General features: G+C 52.6%; 17 protein-coding genes. 3 read left to right on the top strand and 14 right to left on the bottom strand.

Translation table 11 applies throughout. From position 1 onward, the window contains the following. Positions 1-35 precede the first annotated feature (35 nt). The gene (locus F556_RS36350; RefSeq protein WP_020618042.1) at positions 36-3860 is read left to right on the top strand and encodes an S-layer homology domain-containing protein; all 3825 of its coding nucleotides are present in this window, start codon (positions 36-38) and stop codon (positions 3858-3860) included. Positions 3861-4427: 567 nt separating this feature from the next. Here the strand turns inward: F556_RS36350 and F556_RS0116260 are convergent. After that, positions 4428-4712 (bottom strand): hypothetical protein, encoded by a 285-nt coding sequence (locus F556_RS0116260; protein ID WP_083938018.1) that lies wholly within the window; start codon positions 4710-4712, stop codon positions 4428-4430. A gap of 260 nt (positions 4713-4972) precedes the next feature. On the opposite strand from F556_RS0116260, the gene F556_RS0116255 reads away from it, so the two are divergent. Then, positions 4973-5860 carry a serine/threonine protein kinase gene (locus tag F556_RS0116255; RefSeq protein WP_020618039.1) on the top strand — a complete coding sequence of 296 codons (888 nt, stop codon included), beginning with the start codon at positions 4973-4975 and terminating at the stop codon, positions 5858-5860. A 473-nt stretch (positions 5861-6333) separates the two neighbouring features. Here the strand turns inward: F556_RS0116255 and F556_RS0116250 are convergent, their stop codons facing one another. From F556_RS0116250 to F556_RS0116190, 13 genes are all read right to left on the bottom strand, one after another. Further along, positions 6334-7941 (bottom strand): gamma-glutamyltransferase family protein, encoded by a 1608-nt coding sequence (locus F556_RS0116250; protein WP_020618038.1) that lies wholly within the window; start codon positions 7939-7941, stop codon positions 6334-6336. A 98-nt stretch (positions 7942-8039) separates the two neighbouring features. After that, a complete protein-coding gene (gene cysK, locus F556_RS0116245; protein ID WP_020618037.1) occupies positions 8040-8966 on the bottom strand; it encodes a cysteine synthase A in 927 nt (308 codons plus the stop codon). Between the two features lie 45 nt (positions 8967-9011). Next, positions 9012-9812 carry a class II aldolase/adducin family protein gene (locus tag F556_RS0116240; RefSeq protein WP_281167911.1) on the bottom strand — a complete coding sequence of 267 codons (801 nt, stop codon included), beginning with the start codon at positions 9810-9812 and terminating at the stop codon, positions 9012-9014. After that, the gene (locus tag F556_RS0116235) at positions 9790-11130 is read right to left on the bottom strand and encodes an LLM class flavin-dependent oxidoreductase (RefSeq protein ID WP_020618035.1); all 1341 of its coding nucleotides are present in this window, start codon (positions 11128-11130) and stop codon (positions 9790-9792) included. Before F556_RS0116235 ends, F556_RS0116240 begins: the two co-directional genes overlap by 23 nt. Before the next feature lie 37 nt (positions 11131-11167). Then, complete coding sequence (locus F556_RS0116230; protein ID WP_020618034.1) at positions 11168-12256, bottom strand: ABC transporter substrate-binding protein; 1089 nt, start codon at positions 12254-12256, stop codon at positions 11168-11170. 34 nt (positions 12257-12290) lie between these two features. Further along, on the bottom strand, positions 12291-13130 hold the full coding sequence (locus F556_RS0116225) for an ABC transporter permease (RefSeq protein ID WP_020618033.1): 840 nt from the start codon (positions 13128-13130) through the stop codon (positions 12291-12293). A gap of 97 nt (positions 13131-13227) precedes the next feature. Continuing rightward, a complete protein-coding gene (locus tag F556_RS0116220; RefSeq protein ID WP_020618032.1) occupies positions 13228-14058 on the bottom strand; it encodes an ABC transporter permease in 831 nt (276 codons plus the stop codon). Positions 14059-14076: 18 nt separating this feature from the next. Next, positions 14077-14862 carry an ABC transporter ATP-binding protein gene (locus F556_RS0116215; RefSeq protein ID WP_020618031.1) on the bottom strand — a complete coding sequence of 262 codons (786 nt, stop codon included), beginning with the start codon at positions 14860-14862 and terminating at the stop codon, positions 14077-14079. Positions 14863-15190: 328 nt separating this feature from the next. Continuing rightward, entirely contained in the window at positions 15191-16222 is a 1032-nt protein-coding gene (locus tag F556_RS0116210) for a LacI family DNA-binding transcriptional regulator (RefSeq protein ID WP_020618030.1), read from the bottom strand. A gap of 180 nt (positions 16223-16402) precedes the next feature. Next, on the bottom strand, positions 16403-17767 hold the full coding sequence (locus tag F556_RS0116205; protein WP_020618029.1) for an ABC transporter substrate-binding protein: 1365 nt from the start codon (positions 17765-17767) through the stop codon (positions 16403-16405). Between the two features lie 53 nt (positions 17768-17820). Further along, on the bottom strand, positions 17821-18660 hold the full coding sequence (locus tag F556_RS0116200) for a carbohydrate ABC transporter permease (protein ID WP_020618028.1): 840 nt from the start codon (positions 18658-18660) through the stop codon (positions 17821-17823). Between the two features lie 6 nt (positions 18661-18666). After that, the gene (locus tag F556_RS0116195; RefSeq protein WP_020618027.1) at positions 18667-19563 is read right to left on the bottom strand and encodes a carbohydrate ABC transporter permease; all 897 of its coding nucleotides are present in this window, start codon (positions 19561-19563) and stop codon (positions 18667-18669) included. Between the two features lie 11 nt (positions 19564-19574). Next, on the bottom strand, positions 19575-20657 hold the full coding sequence (locus F556_RS0116190; RefSeq protein ID WP_245583079.1) for a Gfo/Idh/MocA family protein: 1083 nt from the start codon (positions 20655-20657) through the stop codon (positions 19575-19577). 658 nt (positions 20658-21315) lie between these two features. On the opposite strand from F556_RS0116190, the gene F556_RS0116185 reads away from it, so the two are divergent. Beyond that, positions 21316-23979: a fibronectin type III domain-containing protein gene (locus F556_RS0116185; RefSeq protein WP_169447602.1), complete on the top strand. Its 2664-nt coding sequence runs from the start codon at positions 21316-21318 to the stop codon at positions 23977-23979. Positions 23980-24012: the final 33 nt, after the last annotated feature.

Genomic DNA, 24012 nt, shown 5'->3' with positions numbered 1-24012 from the left:
GCTTTCGACACTATACATGATAACGGAGGGTTACTATGTTCAAGCTGAGACTTGCACCACTGACAGGATTCACCTTGAGTCTCTTATTACTATTCCAACTGGCACTGCCTGTGTCCCTGTATGCAGAGCCGCTACAGGCGCCGGTAATGGATGAAACACATGCGCCAGCGTTTCCTGCAATCGAAGAAGATTCAAACGGCGGTGCTGGCCTCTTGGTCAGTGAAATGATTGACGGATCCATTACCAGCGACACTGGCCAATACGGCATTGCCGTCTATGGCATGACAGGCTATGGATCATGGGAAGCCTATTATAATGATACGTGGTGGAATATGGAACCATTAACACCACAAACGGCAAGCATGCTTAAGAGCGATGTCAGACTTCGCTTCGTCCCTGCTGCTGATTGGCACGGAACAGCGACCCTCAGCTACAGAGCATGGGATCTGAGCAACGACGAGGGGCCTACAGATCTGGGCCGCACCAAGCATGATATCACCGTTTACGGTGGCGTGACAGCTTACAGTGCAGGTACCCAGACGGCATCCATCGTCGTAACTCCAGTCAATGACGCGCCGCGTCCGATCTTTCCGCTGACGCCCAAACTCCTTCAATTTGATGGCGTTAACAGCTATGTAACGGTCAACAATCTGGCGCTTAAAGGCGAGATGACCTTTGAAGCGTGGGTTTACGCGGAGAATCCTTATGCCGCCTGGTCCCGTCTGTTCGACTTCGGCAACGGCAGTCCCGGACAGAACATTATGGTCGGCTTTCGCAGCAGCACGGGCCAGATGTTCATGCATAATTACACCATGGACAACCAGGCTGGCGAAATCATCGTCAATGACATCTTCCCTGTTCGGGAGTGGGTTCACGTGGAAGTCATTATTGATGATGCCGGCATGGGCTACATTTATTGGGACGGTGTTTTAAAAGCAAGCGGTTATGTTGGCCTCATCGTTGATACTCCGCGTGCCATTAACTACATCGGGCGCAGCCATTGGGGCCAAGATGCCTATTTCAAGGGCAAAATCCGTGATGTACGCTTCTGGGATACTGCCCGTACAGAGCAAGAACTGCTGGACAACAAAAACAATCTGCTCACGGGTAAGGAAACTGGTCTGGTCGGCTACATGCCTATGTTGGAAGGCGAGGGCAGTTACCTGAACGATCTGACCGGACGCGAAATCAGTGGCAACATCATCGAAGCCACTTGGGTGGAGGATGCGGATGCACCTTTATCTGTTACCATCATGGAAAATACCGACACTGTCGATTTGCTATACGATACGTACATTCTGGATGTTGACGCGGAAGACACGGTTGGAGCTCAAATTACGCTTCAGTTGAGTGTGCCACTGGGCAGTATCCATTTAGGCACTGCAACTGGCACCTCGATTATCGCTGGAGCCAATGGCAGCACCTCTGTTACTCTTCGCGGCGGCAAGACCGCTGTTAATCAGGCACTGGCTACTCTGCGGTATGCACCACCACTCAACTTTTTTGGTTTAGTGACGATGGATGTACATGTGGACGACGAAGGGAATAGCGGACCGGGAGGCGCGCTTACGGGAGAAAGACAGTTGTACGTTACTGTGTTGCCGAGTAAGCCTATAGCAACTTCTATCCCAAATCAAGTACTAAAGGTCAACGAGTCGACAGGTACCCTGCCTTTTACAATTAGTGGAGGTATCCTTTCACCCGGCCAGATGATTGTCAACACTAGCTCCTCCGATGAAACGCTGGTTCCTATACAGGGTATTACGCTTGGCGGGCAGGACGGGAACCGGACAGTTACGATTACGCCTGCAGCGGGACAAAACGGACTTACCCAGATAACATTGACTGTCAGCGACGGACGACTGGAATCCTATATCACCTTCCAGGTGCTGGTCTTGGCGGAATCAGATGTGGAGGATTGGATTGACGGGTGGATTCTGGATCTGGAGAATGGTGACAACGAGTTTATTCCTGGTGACGCCCTCCTTCTTGAAGCCGAAACCGATATGCTGACAGACCGGGTCGAGGCAATCATCGGCAGCGAGGCTTATGATCTAATTCTTGTGAATTCACTGAGCTTCATTAACGATGGCTACAAATACTGGCGCTTGCAAACTGAGATGCCTGCTGTCACCCACGGGGAACAGTACGTCCAGTTCAACGCCTATTATGGAACGACTCTGCGTCGTCCCGAGCGCAACAGCTGGTTAAATAACAATAAATTTTTACTGTTCACTCCGGCTGCTGGCATTGCCACTTCCATTCAAGAGATTCAATATACGTCCGCCATTGTGCTATCCAACATCGCTAGTAGCGGCGGCAAGCCGGTAACTGAACGCGGGGTGATCTTCAGCCTTTCGCCGAACCCTACAGTTGACAATGGCAAGATCGTTGTAGCGGATGAAGGCGGCATTGAATCCTATGACCTTTTGTTGGACGGACTGACAGAGAATACGGTTTATTATGTCCGCTCCTACGCTACCAATGAGCTGGGTACAGCTTATAGTCCCATTGTTAGCTTCCGAACACTGAGCAGACAGACAACCACCCCGGTATATATAGCGCCACCTGCTTCTTCTCCGGTCAAGAGTGTAACGCTTTCTGCCAGGAGTCAACAAGCACTTTCTGCGGGTCTAACCTTGCAGTTGCCGCTGGAGGCGAAGGTATATACACCGCAAGGCCTGGCGATCTCAGGCGATTATAAAGTAGACAAAGACGGTAAGCTGGTTCTAAATTCTCTCTCACCGGGCGAGTACCAACTGGTCATTTCAGCGAAAAATAGCCAAGGTGAGTTGCTGGCAGGACAACTCATGCATCTCATCGTAGACAGTCAAGGCAATGCAACAGTCAACGACGAACTGATTGATCCCTTCGGCATCATTACCGACCGTATCACTGGCAACCCGATTCACGGGGTGAACGTCACGTTGTATTGGTCAGATACAGAGCTTAACCGCTCCAAGGGTCGCACACCAGACACCAAGGTAAATCTCCCTGGCCTGCCTGGGTTTGCACCACAGGATAATGCCAATAGCCAGATTAGCTCGATTACAGGCGAATATGCCTGGATGGTCCCAGCGTTTGGCGACTACTACATCCTGGCAGTGGCCGATGGATATGATCTCTACGATAGCAGAAACGACAGTCGAGAAGAGACCATCGAGCTTGACAGTCACATCCGTCAAGGTGTGATTCATGTAGGAACGACAATTGTGCCTTACAGCTTTGAAATGGAGCCTACATTGATCGAATCGGGTGAGCATAACGCCTATCTTAAAGGCTTTCCTGACGGGACGTTCCGCCCCAACGATGGGCTGACCCGGGCACAGCTGGCCGCTATCTTGAGCAGAATCATTGATAAGCCAACTCCGGGTATGAGCTCCGCCGGGTACAAGGATGTGCTGCAGACCCACTGGGCTGCGGGTGACATTCTGTGGGCGACCCAGCATAACTGGCTTCAAGGATACGGCGATGGACGCTTCGCACCGGAACGCAAGGTCACACGCGCAGAGCTGGTCCAAGCACTGGTTAACATCACCCAGCCCGAGGCGGGCACCGTACCAGGCTTCTCCGACACCGACAGTCACTGGGCTGCTGCAGCGGTCGCAGCTGCTTCGCGAGCCGGCTGGGTCAGCGGTTACGAAGATGGTACGTTCCGCCCCAACGCCTCGGTGAGTCGAGCCGAAGCGGTGACGATCGTGAATCGCTATCTGCAGCGCATGCCATTGGAGGTGCCAGCGGCATCGCCGTGGTCAGATCTCACCGAGGCGCACTGGGCTTTTGCAGATATCATGGAAGCCTCCTATGTCCACGACTACCGTTACTATGCGACGAGCGTCGAGGAATGGACTACCAACTAGATCCAGGACTAAAGCAAGCTGCCATTCCCCCTTGGATGAGGGAGTGGCAGCTTTTTGGCGATTGGAGGAGGCAGACGCTGATTGCGAGAAACCACACGGCTGGCGCAATAATACAGCTTCTATTTTCCGTTATTTTGTTTATTTCGATGTCATTCATGATCTAGCGGCACATATTTTCCGTTATTTCAGTTTTTCCTAGCTAGTTTTAAGGTTTTCCTCGGCTATAACGGAAAATATGCGCCATATAACCTCCAGATGTTGCGATAATCGGCGAATAGCGGAAAATAGAAGACATAACGCTGGCATTTCAATTCACGCCCTATACAGAGTATGTGGCTGGGCCCCTTGGGGGGAGGGCAGAGACATATTTCGATCCACGCTACCGCCCCCATTATGAGTAGTCATTTTGCTTTCCCCGCTCAATTTTGCAAGTAGTCAGTTGATCAATATAATCTCATTCGTAAAAATCAAAAAGGCCCGCTGACCCGAGCCACTGAATGTAGTTTTACATCCACGCTCGATTCCAAGCGGACCTGCTTTATCTTGTGAATACGTGTATTTCCTTGACTAAGACGAGCTCCCAAAGCGATTCTTATACTGCCGGTGGCCGCCGCGTCTGCCGTATTTGTGATCGGATGAGGAATACTTGCGGCCGCGATGGCCTGCGCTGCTGGAGTAGTGGCGTCCGTAACCCTTGGGACCACTGCTGGAGTATCGACGTCCGTAGCCCTGCTGACCATTGCCGGGATGCCGCCCTTGCCCTCTGTGTCCACTGCTGGAATACTTGCCATAGCCCCGTTGCTTGGAGCCGCCTAATGCGTGCTTAACCTTCCTAATTAATCGATCCAACATCGTGATCACCTCATCAAAGGATTAACAGCTGTCATCTGCCTAACTAAGGCTGGAAGACCTCCAATCAGGCAGCACTGCGCCTAACCGGGAGAGACTCTCCTCTGCTCCTATCCTATCATGGCAACCTGAAAAGAAACTGAAAGGCATGTAAAGAATGAGGGACGGTGGCGGCCGTCGGGCAATTGCATTACTATTAGTCCATAAGGATTGGATTTCAGGCAGACGGAGCGTCTGCGACTACTGATTAGGAGCATCTGCCAATGGCCTTTGTATCGTTCATCCGCACCGCTCTCGCCTCATGGCGGGACTATCCGCTTGACCCCGGTGCTGTACTGAGGCAGCGCTACACCGTACAGTGCCTGCTGGGCGAGGGCAGCTACGGCCTGACGTATCTGGCTGTGGACAGCCAGGATGGCAGCCAGGTCGCGGTAAAGCAGGCCCGGCCCAGCAAAGGAGCACTCGCGAATCATCTGCTGACCAGGGAAGCAGAGGTCCTACGGACACTTCAGCATCCTAATTTGCCATCCTTTCGGGAGCATGTCACCGGTGGTCGCGAATCAAGCCATCTCTTGATTATGTCTTATCTGCAGGGAGACACGCTGGAGGAGCTCATCTTCGGGCAGGGCCAGCGCTTCGACGAGCGCCGGTGTGCCGCGATCACCCTTCAGCTTCTGGAGCTAGTCAACTACATCCATTCCAAGGGTTACGTTCATCTCGATCTGCGCATTCCGAATGTGCTGTTTAGGGAAGGCGGGATCCAACTGATTGATTTTGGCCTGGCTCGCAGAATTGGCGAACCTCCTCTCGCGCAACCATCTCCTCGTCGTGCCGGATGGAACCGTTGGCTCGGCAACCCGCGCTCCCTACCCAGGAAGGCCGCCGAACCAGCGTCCGATCTGGAAGATATCGGCCATTTTATGTTGTTCATGCTCTATTCCATGTATGAACCGGAGACTGCTGCAGATACCGGGGCAGCGGATGCTCCCGAACCGAGCTGGCAGGAGGAACTGGAGATATCGGCAGAGATGCGGCACATGATCGAGCGGCTGCTACAATTGCAGAGCCCTTACCCCGACACAGCCAGTTTCACAAAAGAATTGCAGGTCTTTTCTTCGTCCCAGTGGCCCGACTCAACCGAAGGACGATGAAGCGGATTCTAGACACCTTGCTGTTTCAAGCGCCCGGTACCCTCTTTCATCAAAAGATGTTGTAGTTGTACCTCCTGGGAGAGCGAATCGAAATAAGAAATGCAAGGTGAGCGGCTTCACATCAGTTGGCGTCGCGCTATACTGTCCATATTGGACATGAAATCAAGAATATGGCTTCTATTTTCCACTATTCGCTGCCAATGCCAAGGTAACCAATGGTTAGTTTTCCAATAACGGAACATATGCTCCATAAATCCGGTAGAACCTCCGTTATGCAGCTAATAAGGGAAAATATGCACCATAACAATTCGCCCTATCCGCGATATCCGCCCTGTCACTCATCCTCGCGGGAAATTCGCTACCAGCCAAGCTTTCTGACAACGGGATAAGCAGAGCAAAGAGGCGAAGGCCGCTGAACTGTCCATGCAACTTGCCCTCGCCTCCCTTGCCCTGCCTCCTTGCCCTAGCCACCGCTACCACACCGCCACGATACCGTCCGTCCGTGAATCCGTGCCGCCGCACAGGATACCTGTAGCCGGGTCGCGCCAGATGAGCTGGCCCCTGCCAAACGATCCGCTATCCGCCGAGATCTTAACGTCGTGGCCCAGCCTTGCCAATGCCTGGGCTATATAGACCGGGAAGCCGGGCTCTACGAGCACGGTCTGGCCACCGGTCCACTGCCATCGCGGAGCATCCAGCGCCGCCTGGGGATGCAGGCCGAAATCGAGCGTGTTCATGATCGTCTGCACATGGCCCTGCGGCTGCATTAATCCGCCCATGACGCCGAAGGGTCCAACTGCCTCACGTCCGCCGTCCCTTGTCACGAAACCCGGAATGATCGTATGGTACGTGCGCTTGCCCGGCTCCAGCCGGTTCGCCGCCTCCGGATCGAGTGAGAAGCCATGACCCCGGTTCTGCAGCGCAATCCCCGTCCCAGGCACAACCACGCCGGAGCCAAACTGCATGAAGTTGCTCTGGATAAACGAGACCATTCCGCCTTCACCGTCTGCAGCAGCGAGATAAACCGTACCACCCCGGGCAGGCTCCCCCGCTTCGGGCAAGCCTGCCCGCGGACCAATGAGCGCCCGCCGCTCGGCAGCATAAGCATCTGAGAGCAGCCGTTCCACGCTCGCCCGCATATACGCGGGGTCGGTGATGCTGAACTGGCCGTCGGCGAAGGCGAGCTTGATGGCCTCGATCTGCTTGTGATACGTGTCTACCTCGCCCAGCCGTAGACCATCGAAGCCTTTCAGTACATTGAGCGCCAGCAAGGCGATCAGACCCTGTCCGTTAGGCGGCAGCTCCCAGACCTCATAGCCCCGATACTCAGAGCGAATCGGTTCTACCCATTCGGGCCGGAAGGCGGCCAGGTCATCTTCGCTCAGATAACCGCCTGCACCCTGCACAGTGGCAGCGATCTGATGTGCGAGCTCTCCACGGTAGAAAGCCTCTGCGCCACTCGCTGCAATCTTGCGCAGGGTCTCGCCATGACCCGGCGAGCGCCAGAGCTCACCCGCACGGGGCGGCCGTCCCCCGGGGGCAAAGGTGTCAAACCACGCCTCGTAGACGAACGCCCGCCGGTACTGTTCATACGCCCGCCCCCAGTAGAGGGCAGATGTAGGGGATACCGGGTACCCTTCCTCTGCATAGCGGATGGCAGGAGCCAGCGTCTGCTCCAACGGCAGCCTTCCCCAGCGGCTCGACAACTCAGCCCAGGCAGCAGGCGCACCGGGAACCGTGATGGTCAACGGGCCGTAAGCCGGCATCCGCTCATGACCAGCCGCCTTGACCTTGTCGATCGTCAACTCACGAGGAGCCGGACCGCTTGAATTAAGCCCATGCAGTTTGCCATCCTGCCAGACAAGAGCAAAAGCGTCGCCCCCGATGCCATTGGAGCCCGGCTCAACTACCGTCAATGCCGCTGCTGCCGCAATCGCAGCATCAACTGCATTGCCTCCTTGCTTCAGCATATCCAGTCCAGCCTGCGCAGCCAGAGGCTGCGAGGTCGCCACCATGCCTTGCCGGGCATAAGCTGGTGTGCGATATGACGGATATGGATGGTAGTGTGGATCATGGTTCATACATACAGCTCCTTTTGTCAGACTGGTGTCGTATCAAGTGAAAGACGGCAACAAGCCTAGTCTGATTACTCGCTTGTCGTGCCGATTCCTCGTGCCACTCACTCCCCAAGCATACCTGAACTCAGGTACCGCTCGCCATTATCCGGCGCGATGCACAACACCTTCTTGCCCGCGCCGAGCCGCCGGGCTTCCCGCAAGGCGGTCCACACGGCCGCGCCCGACGAAGGGCCAACGAGAATTCCCTCGAACCGGGCGAGCTGCTGTGCTGTGTGGATGGCATCCTTATCTGACACTTGGACAATTTCGTCGAAGACCTCCCGATTGATGACGCCTGGAACGAAACCCGGCCCTGCACCGATCAGCTTGTGAGGACCCGGCTTGCCGCCAGAGAGCACGGGCGACCCCTTGGGCTCGATGACGATAATGCGGATGCCAGGCAGCCGCTCACGCAGCACTTCTCCCGTTCCTGTTATGGTGCCTCCGGTTCCGGCTGTTGCAATGAAGCTGTCCAGCTCCCCGTCCATTTGCTCCAGAATTTCGAGCGCCGTTGTCGTCCGATGGATGTCCGGATTGGCCGGGTTCTCGAACTGCTGGGGGACGAAGCTGCCCGGAATGTTCCGCTGCAGCTCCAGCGCTTTGCGGATGGCACCCGACATCCGCTCGCTCGCAGGTGTCAGGACGACCTCCGCACCATACGACTTCAGAATGTTTATGCGCTCCTTGGTTGCGTTGCTTGGCATCGTAATAATCAGCTGATAGCCCTTGGCAGCCGCGTTCATGGCCAATCCGATCCCCGTGTTGCCACTGGTTGGCTCGATAATGGTCGAACCGGGCTTCAGGCGCCCGGCGCGCTCCGCTTGCAATATCAGGTTGAATGCAGCGCGATCCTTGAGACTTCCACTTGGATTAAAATACTCCAGTTTGACATACACCTCGGCGTCGCCTTCGCTCACAAGACGATTCAAGCGCACCGCAGGCGTTTCGCCGATTAAGTCGGTGATGGTATTTACTCGTTTGGCTGCCATGTTCTCCCCCGTTTCCGTCCGGGTGACCGGACCGGTTCCATATAATTAGTTCAGCAGCTCAGGCTGCTCCGTGACAATTGATTGATAGTAAGGCTGGAAGTTGAGCCAGCCAAACTTCTCATCCGTGAAATTAGCAATTCGCTCAGCATGCGCTTCGCCGATCAGCGTCGGCGAGCCAGCCGCTTCGGCTAGCAGCTGGCCATGACTGGCTTTCTCGAAGGAGATAAACCAATAGGCCGCTTCTTCCACCGTTTTGCCTAACGAGAGAATGCCGTGATTTTTAAGAAGAATGACCTTGTTGTTGCCTACCGCCTGGGCAAGATTGTCGCCTTCGCCGTGTTCGAAGCTGTCGTATATGGCGTGCCGCTTGTAGAACACTGCCGCCTCCGCCGTCAGCGGATCAAGGAGCCGACCAAAGGCAGACCAGGTGCGGCCGTAGATGGAATGAGTGTGAGCCGCCGAGATAATATGTGGATTGTCGCGCAGAATCGGCAGATGAAGCAGGATTCCGCCCGGATGCACCAGTCCGCGCCCTTGAACTACCTTGCCTTCGTAATTCATTAGCACCAGATCGCTGGCCTTAATCAGGCCAAAGCTGAGACCGAACGGATTGGTCCAATAATGATCTGTCTTCTCCGGGTCGCGCACAGAGAAATGTCCCATGACGCCTTCTTCGTAACCCAGCTTGGCGAATACGCGGAACGCTGCGGCGAGCCGCTCCTTCCGGTGCTGCCGTTCATCCTCCAGGCTGGTGAAGATTGGTTGCTGATTAATCGTTGCGGCATCGATCGTGATCGTCATTGTAGTTTCCTCCTCTTGTGAGCTACCCGTGGATAGCGGTCTGATTGCGAGCCTCAGTATAACGGTTCACCGGGAACGAAACGCCCAGATTGCCCCGCAGCGTATCGGATTCGTATTCGGTACGGAACAGGCCGCGTTCTTGCAGAATCGGTACGACGAGCTTGGTGAAGTTGCGCAGGTTGCGATGCGAGCCGGCGACGATGAATCCGTCTACGGCGCGCTCTTCGAAGTAATGCTGGAATTTATCCGCGATGGCTTCAGCCGTACCGACAAAGTCGCCACGCGGATTGGTGGCACGGTAAGCAAGCTGACGCAGGGTCAGATTTTCCTCGCGGGCGATGCGCAGATAGTATTCCGCCATGGAACGGAAGCTGTTCTGACCAATATCGCCTAGCTCAGGCAACGGCTGATCCAGGTCGAATTGGGAGAAATCGAAGAAGCTGAAATAACGGCTCAGGTATTTGACGGCATAATCCACATCAATATACTGGTTGCCTTCCTCATACCGCTCCTGGGCCTCTTCCGCCGTCGCACCAACGACCGGGGAAATCATCGGGAACAGCAGTACTTCATCCGGATTCCGCCCGTAGCTGGCGGTCCGGCTCTTGATATCCCGGTACGTCTGCTTGGCCTTCTCCAGATCCGCGTCCTCGAAGCTGGTGAACACCGCATCAGCATAGCGGCCGGCCAGATCCCGTCCAGCCTCGGATGCGCCCGCCTGGAAGATAATCGGATGTCCTTGCTTGGACCGTTCCAGATTGAGCGGGCCCTGAACCTTGAAGAACTCGCCCACGTGATCCAGGGTGTGCAGCTTGTCGAGGTCTACATACTCTCCTGTCTCCTTATTGCGCGTGAAGGCGTCGTCCTCCCAGGAATTCCACAGTCCCTTGACCACCTCGATATATTCCTTGGCAATACGATACCGGAGGGCATGGTCATGCAGCTTGTCGTGCCCATGATTGCGGGCAACTCCCTCCAGCGCTGAGGTGACGGCGTTCCAGCCCGCCCGTCCGTCGCTGATGATATCGAGTGAGGCGAGCTGCCGCGCAGTTGTGTAAGGCTCGCTGTAGGAGGTCGTAAATGTGCCGACCAGACCCAGGTGCTTCGTCACCGCCGAGATCGCCGACAGCGCAGTCATCGGCTCCAGTCTGCTCAGGAACGGAATGGTCGAATGCTTGGTAATGTAAGCCGAGTCTGCGATAAAGCCAAAGTCGAACTTGGCGGCCTCCGCGATGCGCGCATATTCCTGGTAAGCTGCAATGCTTACTGCACCGTTGGATTCTACTTCCGGATCGCGCCAATGTCCGCCTGCACCCTGCAGGCCGATGCCGAGCTTCAGTTGGCGTTTGCGTGATTGTGTCATTGTGTATGCCTCCTTATATCAATAAATCGCGTGGTGTCTAGTTGACAATCCATTCGTCGATATCGAAGTCCCGTCTAGCCAAATTCTCTGCAACCAGAAAATCCTTGGACGCCTTGATTCGCTCAATGCCTTCCGCAGAGAGCGCCTCTGTCGGCAGCAGCTCAATCGGTTGAATCTCGCGGAGCGCTTCCTCCGGCGTGCCGGTCGACTCGGCCAGCCAGGCATAATATTCGTCCGGCTTCGCACTCAGATCCTCATAGGACTTCCTCAACGCTTCGCGCCATACATCCTGGAAGCCGGGGAATTTCTCCAGATAATCATCCGTGGTGTAGACTACGCTCACACTGAGTAGATGCGGGTATTCCCTCGACTCAGCCAGCAGCGGGTGTCCTTCCTGCAGCAGCTTGTAACCGGAGTAAAAGGCACTGCCGTATGCATAAGCGTCAATCTCCCCGCGCAGCAGAGCTGCTTCGGTGTCGGGAATACTGTTGATATTGATAACCTCCACTTGGTCGGTTAGTCCCTTCTCTTCCAGGTAACCCACCAGGAAACGGTACATTAACGAGCCTTTGACGACGGCTACCTTCTTCAGCTCTTCCACGGTTTGAGGACCGTCCTTGCGGCCAATGAGTACCGAGTTGACCTCGGTATTGGTGAAGTTAACCAGTCGGGTCTTGGCACCAGTGGAACGGGCCAGCAGGGCTGGTGTATCCCCGGAGTTCCCCACATCGATCCGGCCGCTGATGACAGATTCGTTGAGATCCGGGCCGGTCTGGAACGGGACAAGCTCTACATTGTTAATACCGTATGGTTTCAGCTCTTCCTGAATGATACCCGTGTGGAAGCCCCATCCTTCAATAGCGCCTGGCTGATTCGTGCCGACAAAGCCGTACACAAGCGTATCAACAGAAGCTTGAGGCGTACTGCCCGTTTCCTCTGACGCAGTTTGTTCGGTATGGCTTCCACTGCTATTACTCCCGCTTCTGCTCTCTGATCCGGCAGCAGGTGGCTGGCTGCCCCCTCCGCAAGCCTGCAGCACCAGCATAAGGACTAATAGCAAGCTCAGGCTGAGAATAATGCGGGATCTGGATGTCTTTGTTTGTGTGGCTGATCTGGTTGAGTACATAGTTATACGCCTCCGATGATTGAATGTAAAATGCTTAATTGCCGGTGAAACTGTCTCTCCAGCGCAGTAACCTGCGTTCGATTGTGACAACAAATAAGTCGATGAGCTTGCCCATCACTGCAAAAATTATGACACCTACAAAAATCACCTCCGGCTGCGAGTTGGTCTGAGCATGGCTCATCAGGTAGCCAATGCCCGACTGGGAGCCTAGCAGCTCTGCAACGACCAGTCCCAGCCAGCCATAGGCAATCGACAGCCGCAAGCCGGATAGGATGCCTGGCAGTGCAGCCGGCAGCACCAGCCGGGTGAGCTGCTTGCCTCTGCCAAATGCCAGGACACGCGTCACCTCCGTCAGCTTGCTATCGACGCCAAGAATGCTCTGGACCATACTCATATACAAGGGGAAAAAGGCCCCAAACCCAATAATGACGATTTTCGACGTCTCGCCGAAGCCGAACCACAAGATAATAATTGGCGCGGTTGCCAGACTTGGCGTCAGCCGCAGCAGCTGCAGCGATGGATCAACCAGTTTGCGCACGGTGCGTGAGAGTCCGACGATCCCTCCCAGCAGCAAGGCAGCCAGCGATCCGTAGAACACGCCTGTCGATGCCCGGACAAGACTATGCCATAACTGAATGAACAGTTCGCCGGATAATGACAGTCGGACAAAAGCTTCTCCGATAGCTAGCGGCGATGGCAGCAGCAGCGGGCTTACACGGCCGGTGCTGCCGGCCCATTGCCAGACGACCAGAATGATCGCCGGCAGCAGTGCCGCTACGAGGAAGTGACGACCGAAGCCGCCGCTGCCCGTCCGAACACGTCGCCGCTGAGCAGTTAATGTACCGGAAGGCAATGTATGTGCCTGTTCTCTCATGAGTTTCCTCCTAAAAGTTTTCCGAAGGAAAACTCACTTCGGAAGCATTCGCTTAAGTTTTCCGAAGGAAAACTCACTTCGGAAGCATGATTTCTCCTCAACTATCGCGCCAGGCGAGCAGTCGCCGTTCCACAAGCAGAACGATCACATCGGTGATGACGCCAAGTACGGTAAACAGTGCGATGCCGACAAATACGGTCGGCGTATCGCTCATGGCGCGGGCATCCATCATCAGAAAGCCCAGCCCCGAGCTTGCTCCCATCATCTCTGCAACGACCAGACTGCCCCAGGCGACAGCCAGTGAGAGGCGGACCCCCACGACGATGTTCGGAACTGAGGCCGGCAGCACCAGCCGAACAATTTGCTTGAAACGGCTGTATGCCAGCACACGGGTTACTTCGAAAAGCTTGCGGTCGGTGTTGCGGATGCCCAGAAAGGTGTAGATATATAATGGAAAGAAACAGCCTTTGGCAATCAGCATGATTTTCGACGTATCCCCGATTCCAAACCACAGAACGAAGAGAAAGGTTACCGAAATATGGGGCACCATCCGCACCATCTGAACCGTCGAATCGAGCAGCTTCTCCATGCCTCGGGAGAGGCCGACGAACAGGCCCAACAGCAACCCAAGTCCTCCGCCTAATCCGAAACCTGCCGCCATCCTGTACAAGCTCGCGCCGAAGTTCTCCGCCAGCATCCCCGTATTCCATAGCCAGCCAAAGGATTCAAGGATCACAAGCGGCGTCGGGAACAACAGCGGTGAGATCAGCTCCTGATCGCCGAGCCACTGCCAGAGGAGGAGAAAAGCGACCGGGAGCGCAGATCCCCAGGCCAGCGAGGATAGCCAGCGACCGGAGCCCCGAATGACCCATGCTCGGCGCAGCGGCTTGCGGGCTGCCTCTGCCAGATCATCCTGCCGCACGCTCATGAACATCCGCCTCCTTCCTCATATCCCCGCCCCCGCTTCACCGAAGGCCAGCTCGTCAATGCGCTCGAATTCGTTCAGCACCTTGTAACGGAATTCCTGGAACCCGGCCGATGACTTCTTGCGCGGGTACGGCAGGTCGACGGTGACGCGGCCACGGATCTCCCCAGGTCTCGGCTTAAGGATGATGATGCGGTTCCCCAAGAAGACGGCTTCGTCAATATCATGCGTGACAAGGATCATCGTCGTGCCGTTGCGCTCCCAGATATCCAGAAGCACCTCCTGCATGTGGGCCCGGGTAAAGGCGTCAAGGGCACCGAATGGCTCATCGAGCAGCAGAATACGCGGATTCCGCAGTAGCGCCCGGGCAATCGCCACGCGCTGCGCCATCCCACCGGACAACGCTTTGGGATAAGCTTGCTCGAAGCCTTTGAGCTTCACCAGCTCGATTAATTCATCGACCCGCCGCCGTACATCCTTATCACGCAGCGACAGATCCGCCGCTATGTTCTTCTCAACCGTGAGCCAGGGAAAGAGGCGCGGCTCCTGGAAGATGAAGCCCTTGTCAATTCCCGGTCCGGTGATCGGCTGGCCGCCCAGCTTGACACTTCCTTCATAGCCCGTGTCCAGCCCTGCGATGATGCGCAGCAAGGTGCTTTTACCGCAACCGCTCGGACCGATGACCGTCACGAACTCCCCTTCCTTGACATCCAGCTCAATCTGCCGAAGCGCCTGTACCGATTGCTGCTCCGTCTGAAAACTCTTATCCAGTCCTTGGATGTTCAACAACGAAGATGAGGTAGACATGTTAACCACTCCTTTTTTTGATGGTCCCGGTTAATGGTCAACCAACGAATAGAGGCACCCCAGCGCGCAGAGATACCTTACGATCTCCTTGTGCGCCGGGCGTGCCTCTGTTTGAACAGTCAGCTGCCTGATGGTCGGATATCACATACATTCGACATTTAACCAAGTAATTAGGTAGGAATATTAGCGATTTATTGAGTGTACTCTAACACCCAGTAATCCGATTGTCAAGATGCATTATAAGGCAATGATAGTTAGACACAAAAAAGACGTCCACACGCTTCAGGATTGCTCCTTGCAGCTGCGAACGTCCGTATAGGTAACTCCTCTATTCATCCCCCGAGGAATGACGTAATTTCAATTCATAAGGCACATAAACCCTGATCGGGATATTATACTTCTGATTTAAATAATCGAGCAATAGATTGGCCGCCACCCTTCCCATTTCCAGCTTGGGCACACATATTGTAGACAGCGGCGGAGACGTAAATGCCGAGAACTCGATATTGTCCACACTAAAAAAAGCAATATCCCCCGGGATCGCCAACTGTTGTTCCGTCACCGCCCGCATCGCCGGAATCGCCATCATGTCACTGGCCGAGAAAAATGCCGTTGGACGCTCCTTGTTCTGCAGCAGCGCTTGCTTGACAATTTCGTAGCTTTGCAAGACATCCCAGTTCACATCGATCACCCAGTGCGGATCGATCTCAAGCTTTGCTTCATCCATCGCTTCCTTGTAGCCTTTATAGCGCTTTTCTCGTTCGATGGAGCCTCCCAGACCGACACCTCCAATAAATCCGATCTGACGATGCCCCCGAGAAATCAGATGCCGCACAGCATCTCTGGCCGCTGATACGCGGTCATAGGCTACCACCGGCACTTCCGGATCCGCAATATCAATGCCTACGACAACTCTGACATGCTGCTTGATCCAGGCGTACACCTCAGCATCTATTCCTTCTACAACAATCATTCCATCGATCGCATGTTCCTTCACCAGCTTCTGAATCTCACTGATGTCTATCCCTTCTCCCATACTGTGCAGGAATTCCAATCGGTAGCCTTCTGCCTGGACGCCTTTCTCAATGCCCTCCAGAATGACGGAAAAGTAGGGATGATTGTATTTGTTCTGCGGAACGGCTATGACACACCCAAGACGAAAAGAATGCTTATGCATTTCTTTTTTGGTTTGGGGCAATTTTCCCGCTTGTTTCTTTCTATATCCAATCGCTTGCGCCGCATCCCATATTTTCTTTCGCGTCTCCGCATTCACCACTCTGCTCTCATCATGATTGATGACTCGCGACACTGTAGATATGGATACGCCTACATAATCAGCGATATCTTTCAGCTTTGCCACAAGGTTTCCCCCTTCCTAGCTTACATCTCTTCTAGTTATAGCAGATCAAACGCTTTGGGGCAAACTCGAAAAAAACAGAGGTAAAAACCATGAAAAAAACTCACACATTACGTGATGTAAATCATCCACATAATGTATGAGTTTTTATAACATTTCATCAGTTACAATAGCATCGATCGATTATTGCAGTGCAGCTTGCAGATCCTTGATCGCCGCGTCCACATCACCATTCCCTGCCAGAGGATCCCGCAAAATTTGAGTGCCATGTGTAAATACCAGGTCTGTTTTCTTGACACTATACGGGGCAGAAATACCATACGCTTGCGCATCCAGGAAGATCTTGAATTCAGCGCCCGCCGTTTCAAGATAGGCATCTGCCGCTTGACTGTTAGAAGGAATAGCGAAGCCTTGTTTGGCCAATTCAGATTGCCCTTCGGGACCTGCAAGCCAAGACATGAGCTGATAAGCCGCTTCTTCATGTTTGGTCGTAGCGCTCATGGCGATACCCGCAGGCTGAATCACCGTTTGTGTGGTTTTGAATTTCGGCACATGGGTGATGCCGTAATCAATCGCAGCATCTGTGTAATGGGCAACGTTCCAGCTGCCAGCAAGGTTCATGGCCACTTTACCTGTCGTAATCGCGAGGTTTTGAACGCCTCCCATTCCTTCAATCTGTGCAGGTGAAGTGTTGATGCCCTGTGCAGTTGCGTCAATAAAGAAGTCAAGGACTTCACGCGCTTCCGGCGTATCCAACGCCACTGTACCGTCATCATTGATCAGCTTCGCATCATTGGAGAACAGAATGGGCTCGAACATGCCCAGATCGGCACCTGGAACTGTGGACATCCCCCATTGCTTAATATTGTTACGGTCGAACCCATCTTCCCCCGGATTTCTGTCGTTCGTATCCAAGGTCATTTTCGTAGCAATATCCAGGACCTCTTCCCAGGTCGGCTCTGCAGAGGGGTAAGTCGCCTGCTTAGGGTTTGTGGCAGGATCATCGAACAGCCCCTTATTGTAATAGAACATTATGACGTTTGCATCGATAGGCAATGAAACTTGCTTTCCATCGAATTGGTGCATTGACAGCATGCCATCAGCAATGGCAGATAAATCAAAATCGTGGTCTGCAAGTAAACCATCCAGATCTTTAAAAATACCTAACTCTGCATATTTGGACACATAAGCAAAGCTTGTTTTCATGACATCGGGAAGCACGCCACCTGATGCCCCTGCCGTCAGTCCATCCCAATACGTGCCCCAATCCTTACCTTCCAGTTTGACTGTAATGTGAGGATTCGCAGCCATGAATGCATCGAGCAACTCCTGGGTTCTTTGCAGCTCTTCTGCCGTGCCCCATTGCGAGTACGTAATGGTGACATCCTCTAGCGGCTTTTCTTCGCCAGTCGACTGATTCGTCGGTTTGTTATCACCCGATGAGTTAGGCTGGCTCTCAACATTCGAATTCCCACTACAACCTGCCAGCACGATTGACAGCATCAAGACCGTTGTTAATGTCCACACATACCCTTTTCGCTCTTTCAATGAACATTTCCCCCTCAATCATAATAGGTGTTGCGGCACTGCTGACGTTCTGGTCAACCCTTGCTGCCTGTCAACACCACCCCCTCCACAATGTAGCGTTGCGCAAAGAAGTAGATGACAGCGATAGGCAAAATACTGATGAATGCGCCGGCAGCCAGAGCAGGGAAGTCTTGGCCCGTCTGTCCGATTAACAGCTGCAGTCCTACACTGAGGGTAAACAGCTCATTACTCTTCAGATATAAGAATGGCCCCAGGAAATCAAGCCAGGCATACACGAACGAGAAGATAAGAACCGTGATGATGACCGGCTTCGACAGCGGCATGATGATTTTCTGAAATACGGTCCATCTGCCGCCTCCATCCAAAAACGTCGCTTCATCAAGCTCTAGCGGGATGCTCATAAAGAATTGCCGGAACAAAAAGATGTAATAGGCTCCGCCCAGCCATGCGGGGACGATCAGCGGTGCCCACGTGTTGATCCAATTCAGCTTCACAAACAGAACAAAGGAAGGAATAATCATCACCGATGCCGGAATCATCAGCGTCGTAAGCACAACTAGAAACAAAGCGTTTTTATATCGATTCTCAAATCTGGCAAAGCCGTAGGCGGCAATGGAACTAGAGATGACCGTGCCCACCGCTACAGCCACTGCGATCAGCACAGAATTCCCTATCCATTTCCACATGAGAGGCTGTACCGTGAACAATCGCTGGAACGCATCAAATGTAATTTCCTCAGGAATGACGGTCGGAGGAAACCGGTAGGTCTCGGTTTTGGTTTTCAACATCGTCGACAGCATCCAGATGAGCGGTCCAATGAATAAGCATAAGACACCAGTAAGCAATACGTAGGCTTTAATGGACGATGAACCAACCTTTCTACTTGTTTGCACCTGACCTCACCCCCTCTTTTCCCCTTCATAATAGACAAAACGATTCGATGATTTCAGGAGAGCCAGCGTGACGACCAGAATCATTGCGAACAAGATCATGGATTGTGCCATCGCCATCCCGTATTTCAATTCCGTAAAGGCTGTCTTATAGATGTCATAAACGTAGGTGTAGGAAGCATAATTCGGACCACCCTCTGCCAGCAGCAGCGCTTCGGTGAACATCTGGAAGTTGTACATTGTCTGAATGACCAATACGAATAAGATCGCCGGGCTAATCATGGGCAAGGTCACGGAAAAGAAACGCCTCAATTTGCCTGCACCATCAATTTCAGCAGCTTCGTACAAGTGCTTCGGCACACCTTTCAGTGCGGCCAGGAAAATTAAAACCCCACTACCAGAAATCCATACCTGCAGCAAGACGATGACCGGTTTGATGGACCATGCTTCACCAAGCCAGCTAATCTTAGCTATGCCGAATGTCCCCAAGATCGCATTCAAGATGCCGAACTCGCTATTGAAGACGAGCCTCCAAATAATGACCGTCGCAACAATCGGAACTAGGGTAGGCAAATAATAGAAGGTTCGGAACAAGGCAATCCCCTTCACATCCGCATTTAGCAGCATCGCGAGCAACAGCATGCCGCAGGTCACGACCGGGACGCCCACAAACACAAAAAACAAGGTGTTCAAAATGGCTTTTCCAAAGATACGATCATTGAATAAGGCCGTAAAATTATCCAAACCTACAAAGTTCAAATCCGCAGCGCCTGGGATTCTGGCATCCGTGAAGGCATAGTAGACCGCCGTTACAAAAGGAATGAGAAAAAACACGGTAAATCCAATCATCCATGGCAGGATGAATAGGAAAAATTTTGCATCCTCGAACTTTCCAAGCCTGTTCAAAAGACCACCCTCTATCCCATTTCATTGATATAGACATACCGCTCTTCGCGAATCGACTTCTCCGCTGCCAAGGCTACCAACAACGCATCTCTTCCTACACTTCCCGAAGCAACAGGCGAGCGCCCTGAACGAATGCAGGCTATGAATTCTGCTCGCTGCGTTTGTCCTCCGGTATGCCCGCCAGCCAGCGAATCCGACCGGACATCCACATTAATCTCTTCCTTTGTATAATCTTCTCCGCCATAGATACTGATCGTTTTATCCCTTTTTGCTTGCATCTGAGCGCCATTGCTTCCGATTAATCCAAATTCAAGCCCTTCCTCCATTAGATTGCGAGGCTGCAAGTACATACACAGTCCAAGATTCGCCTTGCTGCCATTCTCATAATCAACAATGACCCAAGCGTGATCCACGATGGAGCTATGCTCGATTTCCTTCGCCGGATAATGCGTGTATGAATTGGTGATGACTCTGCTGTGACCATGACGGATGAGATGTTGGCCGCCGGACGCAAACACGCGAACCGGTTTGGCGTTCATCATCCAGTTGAAGATATCAAAATGATGGCAATTCTTTTCGACCAACGCCCCTCCCGATTTTGTAGCATCATAGAACCAGTCGACTGGCGGAAACGGATCACGGAATTCCTTGCACCACATCATCTGAACGTCGGCCAAGCGACCGCCTTGGATCTCTCTGGCCATTCTGCGGTACAGATTGGAATAACGGTAAACCAGACCGATCTGCAGAATTTTCCCCGATTGTTCGGCTGCAGCCAGGATCGCATCACAATCCTCCACATTCGGGGCCACCGGCTTCTCGAGGAATACATGCTTGCCCGCCTGCAAAAAGGGAACGGCCACTTCTCTATGTAAATAGTTTGGCACGCTGACCACAACTGCATCTATGTCAGGATTACTAACAATTTCGCGATAATCTGTACAAATGATCGGCTGACTGTTTTTCAATTCCTTTAGCGTTCTCTGTACATTCCGATCATCAAAATCACATATGTAGCTAACCTCGCAGCCAGGAATGAGATCAAAACCCATGGCATGATGCGATCCCATATCACCCACTCCGATAAAAGCCATTCTGATGTTTTCCCCCATAAACTTCGTCCTCTCAGGCTCATTTTTTTGCGCCAATTTATTAATTTTGTATTTGTTTGCCCCAAATTATAGTTTGATTTTAATGCAGGACTGGTCGATTGTCAAACTATTTTTTGGAATTGGTTCCAGTATCGATTGATGTTCACTAGCTACTTAACTACAGAGATTTAGCATTAAGACGAAGCTTTGCATTCCCAAGATAAGGATTGACAATTTTGAAAGTTAAAGCTAATATGCATGTATAAGTTTGCCCCAAATTACGCAATAGTTTTCCGTAAATTTTTCGTTGCTATTTTCGAATTCATAGGGGTTTTTATAAAAGGAGGTGAATGGAGATGCGCTGAACCAGGCCTTTCCGAAATCGTAGAAGCCGCTTGACCGTTTAATCGTGGTGACAAAAACAAAATGGTGAGGTGATTCAGTAATGAAAACTTCGAAAGCTCTCCTTCGCTCTTATCTGATGAAAGTAAGTATTATGCTCACTCTTCTCGCAGTATTTGTGTCAAGTTCACTAACATACGCTGGGGGAATTATCATTATTGATGGAAGCTCCGGGGACTGGTCCTCCATTTCTCCACTAGCTACGAATACCGTCTCTGGAAAGGTTTTGAAGGCGCATAACAATGAAGCGAGATTATTCTTGCAAGTAGAAGGAACCGGCCTGAATGTAAAAGGTCAATTCTTTATCGATACCGATCAGAATACCGCTACCGGCTTTAATGTAGGCAGTTGGGCAACCAATGGTGCCGACTATCTGATCGAAAATGCCATCGTTTATAAAAATGAAGGCGGCGCTTGGTCCTGGACTCAGGTTGGTGTCTTGCAAAGCACGGATTATGTCAAAAATGACACTGTCGTAGAGCTATCCATCCCCCTGTCGATGTTAGGCATTACGACTAGCAGCACTATTGCTGTCGGTTATATCGTCAATGATTCGGCCACGGATGTTATCCCGGCTAATGGCGGCACCTTGCCTAGCTATGCACTGACTGCGACTGTACCTCCCGCGGCCTCCACCGGCAATTGGGACAATATCCGCAACTACTTGGTGAACTATGCCGGTGATGCGGTTATTGACGGTGACCTCAACATGTATGCCGATTATGACGCCATTGTGCTGGAGCCGGATGCTGACGTTGTATCGGTTCAAACGTTGAGAAACATCCGGGACTTGAATGCCGAGACCTTCCTCATCGGGTATATTTCCATTGGAGAAACAAGAGAAATCTTAACGGATGCCAACGGAGATCCGCTTGATATCTACTTCACAGATGCCAATGGCGACCCGCTTGAGAACCTGAATTGGCACTCCTACTATATTGACGCCAACAAACAGCTCTGGCGCGACATGGTCATCAATGAGCTGTTGCCTGAGATCTATGCCAAAGGCTATGATGGTGTATTCCTCGATACGGTAGACACCTCCATCTTTGTGGATCCTTCCAGAAATATTGACTTTTCTGCTTCTTCCACCGGGATGGCGACCTTAATTAATGATATGAAAACCGCATTTCCGGACAAAAAGATTATTATGAATCGGGGCTTCCACTTGCTTAACGGGACGGGGGACAGCCTGGATGTCGCCGGATCCATTGACGGCTTAATGTTCGAGAGCTTCACAACCACCTGGGCAAGCAGTGAAGTGGATCAGAACGGGATGAATGTAGAGTGGTATCACGCCTATCCTGCTGACAGCAATGAGTATATCTGGTCAGATGGGATTGCCAATCAGATCAATAAAATCCGGTTTCAATATAACAGTGATGGCTCGGTAAAACGGGATCAAAACGGAAGACCGGTCAAATCGGACAAGTGGTTCCATGGCATGACCCATGACTATGCCAAAGATACAACAACCGAACAAGTCGCCATTATGCAGATCAGCGTTGACCGTGCCTGGGCTAATGGTTTCGTGCCATCGATGGGAACCCGGTTCCTGAACGAAGCCCCCTCCTATGACTGGAAGGCGCTCGTGACCGGAATGACAGAAGCCACGTGGGGCAGTGGTTTGGATATCCAATCGATGCCTTTGCCAAACCCAGTGATCGACGATTTCACGCAGGGTGTAGGCAACTGGAAAAGTCTGCGCGGCGTAACGGATCCGCCAAATCCAGACAGCATTGCGCTAGCTGCTGAAAATGGTTTGGCACGCCTGGACATGACCGTATTGGGAACGTCAGCCTGGAAGAATGCTGCAAAAATGCTGTCCAAAGAGTGGTTTGTTCCGGTTGACCTGTCGGAAGGAACAGTAACACTGGAAGTCAAAGCCTCCGCCCCTTTAACTGCAGGCAAATCGTTTGAGATCGAGCTGAAGGATTACAATAACGACGTCAAAGTATGGACCAACCCGGTAATCTTGTCTGATTCCTTTCAGACGGTGACCATGAATCCGGCGGTAGATGGGACTTATATTGGCGGATGGGACGGAGCAAAGGATGGATTCCAAGCGGACAAGGTCAAGTCCATTGAGATCCGAATCATCAATACGGCCGACCTGTCACCGACGTACTCCGGCTCCTTGTATATCGATAACATTGTCTACCATGATACGGTAGCCCCATCTGCTCCAACGGGTTTGACAGCCGTTAGCGGAGATACGCAAGTAGGTCTTACTTGGAATGCCAATGCCGAGACTGATGTTCAAGGCTATCATATCTACCAAAATGGCGTGAAAATCACGTCTAGCCCCGTGACTGGAACCAGCCACATCGTGACTGGCTTGACCAACGGCACGGCCTATAGCTTCCGAATCACTGCCGTCGACTCCGGTAATGAATCGGCCCAGAGCTCAGCGATTACGGTTACACCTGGGGCAATTTCAAGTGGAATTGTGATCGATGGGTTATTCTCGGATTGGAGCCCTGTCAGCTCCATTGCTACGGGCAGCAGTGAGGTTACGAAGTTGAAGGTTTATAATACCAAATGGGACCTGTATCTGTATGCTGAAGGAACAGGCCTAAATGCCGCCAAAGCGCAATTCTTTATCGATATCGATAATGATACCTCTACCGGGTTTGATGACTTGACCTGGGGAGTAACGGGCGCTGACTATCTGGTCGAGGGCGGGCTGCTGTACGAATATGTTGGCGTAAATAACAGCTGGGCCTGGCATGAGATTGATGATCTCAGGGAATACCAGTATGCTGCAACAAGCACGGGCATCGAAGTATCTCTGGGGTTGGATTATCTGGGCTGGATCGAGCCTGGCGACACCATCCGGGTCGGCTACGTCAAGGGCGACTCTGCCACCCACCGGCTGCCTGGTGCCGGAGCAAGCTTGCCTAGCTATACGTTGAGCCAATAAGCAATCACGGAATCAGGTACGAGCTATCAAAGA

The organism is Paenibacillus daejeonensis DSM 15491 (assembly GCF_000378385.1).
Taxonomy (GTDB): domain Bacteria; phylum Bacillota; class Bacilli; order Paenibacillales; family Paenibacillaceae; genus Paenibacillus_D; species Paenibacillus_D daejeonensis.
This window is presented reverse-complemented; position numbering and strand designations above follow the sequence as displayed.

Excerpts from the sequence above, each read along its gene's own strand:
- F556_RS36350 (WP_020618042.1), top strand. The coding sequence starts at position 36 with ATGTTCAAGCTGAGACTTGCACCACTGACAGGATTCACCTTGAGTCTC.
- F556_RS0116260 (WP_083938018.1), bottom strand. The coding sequence starts at position 4,712 with ATGTTGGATCGATTAATTAGGAAGGTTAAGCACGCATTAGGCGGCTCC.
- F556_RS0116255 (WP_020618039.1), top strand. The coding sequence starts at position 4,973 with ATGGCCTTTGTATCGTTCATCCGCACCGCTCTCGCCTCATGGCGGGAC.
- F556_RS0116250 (WP_020618038.1), bottom strand. The coding sequence starts at position 7,941 with ATGAACCATGATCCACACTACCATCCATATCCGTCATATCGCACACCA.
- cysK (WP_020618037.1), bottom strand. The coding sequence starts at position 8,966 with ATGGCAGCCAAACGAGTAAATACCATCACCGACTTAATCGGCGAAACG.
- F556_RS0116235 (WP_020618035.1), bottom strand. The coding sequence starts at position 11,130 with ATGACACAATCACGCAAACGCCAACTGAAGCTCGGCATCGGCCTGCAG.
- F556_RS0116230 (WP_020618034.1), bottom strand. The coding sequence starts at position 12,256 with ATGTACTCAACCAGATCAGCCACACAAACAAAGACATCCAGATCCCGC.
- F556_RS0116225 (WP_020618033.1), bottom strand. The coding sequence starts at position 13,130 with ATGAGAGAACAGGCACATACATTGCCTTCCGGTACATTAACTGCTCAG.
- F556_RS0116220 (WP_020618032.1), bottom strand. The coding sequence starts at position 14,058 with ATGAGCGTGCGGCAGGATGATCTGGCAGAGGCAGCCCGCAAGCCGCTG.
- F556_RS0116215 (WP_020618031.1), bottom strand. The coding sequence starts at position 14,862 with ATGTCTACCTCATCTTCGTTGTTGAACATCCAAGGACTGGATAAGAGT.
- F556_RS0116190 (WP_245583079.1), bottom strand. The coding sequence starts at position 20,657 with ATGGCTTTTATCGGAGTGGGTGATATGGGATCGCATCATGCCATGGGT.